Source organism: Phaeodactylibacter luteus (assembly GCF_007993045.1).
GTDB classification, from domain to species: Bacteria; Bacteroidota; Bacteroidia; order Chitinophagales; family Saprospiraceae; genus Phaeodactylibacter; species Phaeodactylibacter luteus.
Map to the genome: position 1 here is coordinate 1 of NZ_VOOR01000114.1, position 3,058 is coordinate 3,058.

Genomic DNA, 3,058 nt, shown 5'->3' on the forward strand with positions numbered 1-3,058 from the left:
AGTCAAAATGCATTAATCTCGCCTTGGAGAACTATAAATTCCCTCCCAGTGCTCTGTCAAGTATAAAAAATAGGGTAAGTCCATTAGGGATGCTATGTTAGCATCTCTATTAAGGCCTTATCAATGTAACATCCCCCTTTAGCAGCTGAAGACGGTCGTCACTTAGGCGGCACTGTACAAAGTAGAGATATACTCCTGTATGCATCCGCTCACCTCTGAATGTACCATCCCAACCGTGGATGGAGCTGTTTGGCGGGAAGTCCTGTTGTTGATAAAGCTGATTGCCCCAACGGTCGAACACCTGAAAATCTTCTACATTTATGACATCTTCACCTGCATATACGATGAGGCGGTCGTTAACGCCATCATCATTGGGGCTAAATGCATTAGGGACAAACACCTTGCCATCGATCGGCTCAACTGTGATTGTGATGAGATCTGTACCGCTACAGCCATTATCAGAAAAAGCGGTCAGCACATAGGTAGTTGTCTCAGCTGGAATAGCAAAGGTGCTAGGGCTGTTTGGCGCGCTTAGGCCAGCAGATGGTGACCAGATAACGCTATCTATCGTAGATGTTGCTTCAGGGTCAAGCAGAATACTATCACCCGCCTGTATGCTAAGGTCTGCACCTAGGTTTACAATTAATGCTTCCCCTTCCTCTAAAGTAAGTCCACTGCTCATCTGACAACCGTTACTGTCTGTGATAATAGCGGTATAACTGCCAGCATTTTGCCCACTGAGGATGTACGGGAATGTATTGCCCACGTTGTATGTCGACCCGTTGAAATCCATGCTATAGGGAGGTACCCCTCCAAAAACCGAATCAATGATGACTTCTCCACTACTGTCACCAAGACAAACCGGATGAATAGCGGTTACACTAAACTGTAATTCAGAAGGCGCTGAAATCATAACTTCTCCTGCAGCGGTGCAGTTCTCGGCATCTGCCACCACCACCTGATAGCTCCCGCTCTGTAACCCTGAAAGGGTTTCCTGCCCATCAAACGTATCCACGTTCCAGTCGATAGCGTAAGGAGCAACCCCTCCGGTAATTTCAAGATTAATGATGCCGTCATTGCTGTTGAAACAGCTGGGGGCTGTAGCTATAAGCAGTACCTCAAGCGCACAGCTGGGCCCGGAAATCTCAGTGCTGCAATCTGCAGTACAGCCATTGGCGTCTGTAAGTTGAAAGATGTAATTCCCTTCTGATAAATCATCCAAAGTATAGTTCCCGGTGTCGATTGCCATTACACCGCTGACCGGCCCAGCATAGCTGAGCTCATAGGGCGGTATCCCTCCATCTATTGTTAAGCTAGCTATACCATCAGTACCTCCTACCGTGGAGACCGGTGCTAACTCCGAACAGCTAAGGGTCAGGGGTGCGGGTTCTGTGAGCGCAATAGCCGCCTCCGCGGAACAGCCCAAGGTATCAGTTACCACCACGCTGTAGTTGCCTGGCGGGAGGCTTTCCAATGTGCTCATTCCATCATAATCATCAATGTTCCAGTCGATAGTAAAGGGTGCAGCCCCATCAAAGATCAGTAATGACAACTCGCCATCAGCTGCACTGTTGCATGATATTCCGGTGCTGTCAAAGCTGATGCTTAGGCTGCATGGAATTTCACCCATGCAATCGCAGCTCTCCTGTATCGCATCTCCTTCTGACAACGGGTTCCCATCATCACAGGGCGCACCAACTTCATCTATTCCTGCACAAAAGTTAGCATGTGCGCCTTGCCAGGGCATCATCGGGTTATTGATGGACGAAAAAACATCCAAGCCGCATATGAAAGCAGGAAAAAAACAGGATAGATTATTATTGTTGCAATAGAATACATCCAGCTCCGGAAGGTAAGCTAAATCAGGTATCGGCCCTGTTAGCTCATTCCCAGCTACAGTCAATTCCCGAAGTACGGGTGTATTTGAAAACGCGGGTATCATTCCGGATAGGCTGTTGTCAGCACAGTGGAAAATTTCCAGCAATGGAAGGTTTGTGAAATCCGGGATGTTTCCAGTCAGGAAATTATTCATACACCGAAACCGGTAGACCTGAGGAGTAGCCGAAAAGTCAGGAATTTCTCCTTCCAACTGATTCTGGCCTATTTCCAGCCACTCCAGGTTTGGCAGGTCAGTAAAATCAGGTATTGTCCCCACGAGCATATTCCCCATTAGGATTAACTCTCGCAAATTGGGCAGACTCGTAAAATCCGGGATGGTACCAGACAGCTCATTATTAGCACAGTGAAGTATTTCGAGCAGAGGCATATTGCTAAAGTCCGGAAGGCTACCGGTCAATTGATTATCCATAGCTCTAAATCGCTGCAGGGCTGGGAGGCCTGAGAAGTCAGGAATTTCTCCTTCCAACTGATTGAAACCTAACTCCAACTGGCTTAGGAAGGGTAAATTTAAATCTGGTATTATCCCTGCCAGGGCATTATTATCAAGAATGAGGCTAATCACTCTGCCGTTGTTGTCGCAACCGATGCCGTACCAGGTACAGGGGTCACAATTTTCGCCAATTTGACCTTCTGCCCAGCCCGTATTGTCATCCCACGCTGCACCATTCGTTTGATTATAAAGAACCATGAGAGCATCATAATCCGGGTGTGGGCAATTTAAATTGATGATGGATGTACGATCCGGTAAGCGAGCTCCTGTTGTAGTGATTACGAGAATAATAAGTACAGAGATCGAGTAACTTCGGATACATTTGAGCATATTCATAAAACTTAATGTTGGGGTTCAGTATAATATTTGTAGGGCGCAAACATATTCAAAAAATTAAGCCTTCTTGTTTAGGCATACCGCCCTGCGCGGCTGACCTGCTGTTATTCGGACTCTCAACAGACTGCCAGTAATATAAATGAGCACTTCCCATCTCATTGCATCAGCGAGATACGAGGAACCGTTATTGTTGTGCCGAAGGTTGTGCGGTTGGTGGAAAGTATACGGCTCTCCGCCTTTTATAACAATGGGATATCCCAGCTTAACGCTAAATCATTTACACTGGCCCTTAAGTTAAAATCAAAAGCAAAAACAACGGAAGGTGAGAATTTG

The 3,058-nt window shown here is 46.7% G+C and carries 1 protein-coding gene; it reads right to left on the reverse strand.

Annotation, left to right across the window (positions count from 1 at the left end; genetic code table 11):
- Positions 1 to 109 precede the first annotated feature (109 nt).
- On the reverse strand, positions 110 to 2,725 hold the full coding sequence (locus FRY97_RS21630; RefSeq protein WP_147169704.1) for a T9SS type B sorting domain-containing protein: 2,616 nt from the start codon (positions 2,723 to 2,725) through the stop codon (positions 110 to 112).
- Positions 2,726 to 3,058 lie beyond the last annotated feature (333 nt).